This window comes from Kitasatospora sp. NPDC056531, assembly GCF_042794375.1.
GTDB lineage: Bacteria > Actinomycetota > Actinomycetes > Streptomycetales > Streptomycetaceae > Kitasatospora.
This window is the reverse complement of sequence record NZ_JBHTTU010000398.1, coordinates 1-1,027: the sequence shown is the minus strand read 5'-3', so window position 1 is coordinate 1,027 and position 1,027 is coordinate 1. Positions and strand designations below refer to the sequence as shown.

Annotated in this window: 1 protein-coding gene; it reads left to right on the top strand. The window is 70.5% G+C overall.

What is annotated here, in order from left to right:
* Positions 1 to 481: 481 nt before the first annotated feature.
* On the top strand, positions 482 to 1,027 hold a 546-nt coding region (locus ACFQ87_RS46745; RefSeq protein ID WP_380617133.1), incomplete at its 3' end, for a thiamine pyrophosphate-binding protein.

Genomic DNA, 1,027 nt, shown 5'->3' with positions numbered 1-1,027 from the left:
GGCCGGGGGGTGCGGTGCGTCCTCCGCGCGGGTGCGGCGGACCGGGCGCGCTGGTCCTGTACGGGACCGCCGGCGGACTCCCCCGTTCCCCGGCGCTCCCAAACCCCCCTGCCGCGGCCTCAGTTGGACGTCACGGGCCCGGCGTGCCACCGACGGTACCCAGGTCGGCGGGGCGGGCCGACCTCGGACACCGTCCCTTCACCCGCACTGCACACCGGGTGCGCTTTCCGGGCCGGAACGTCCGCTTCCCCGGGTACACCAGCGCGAACACAGCTCGGACGTACGAACCCTCGCCGGTCAGCCACCCCCGACCGGCACTCCACCCCACCGCGGCCGGCTTCCACATTCTGTTGAAATCCCCCTTGACGCTCCAGCGAACCCGACCCTACCTTGTTTCCACATACAGAAACCGTTCTTCCGTATGGTGGAATTCAGGAGATGAGCCCTCCGAGCCACTGCGGGCCGACGCAGGAGAGACCCGATGCCTCGTATGACAGCCGCCCGCGCGGCCGTGGAGATCCTCAAGCTCGAAGGCGTTGAGGTCGCCTTCGGCGTGCCGGGCGCCGCCATCAACCCCTTCTACGCCGCCCTCAAGGCCTCGGGCGGGATCAAGCACACCCTGGCCCGGCACGTCGAGGGCGCCTCCCACATGGCCGAGGGCTACACCCGTGCCAAGGCCGGCAACATCGGCGTGTGCATCGGCACCTCGGGCCCGGCCGGCACCGACATGATCACCGGCCTGTACTCGGCGATCGCCGACTCCATCCCGATCCTGTGCATCACCGGCCAGGCGCCCGTCGCCCGGCTGCACAAGGAGGACTTCCAGGCCGTCGACATCGCCTCGATCGCCAAGCCCGTCACCAAGGCCGCGACCACGGTCCTGGAGGCCGCCCAGGTCCCCGGCGTGTTCCAGCAGGCCTTCCACCTGATGCGCTCCGGCCGTCCGGGCCCGGTCCTGATCGACCTGCCGATCGACGTCCAGCTGACCGAGATCGACTTCGACCCTGAGGCCTACCAGCCGCTCCCG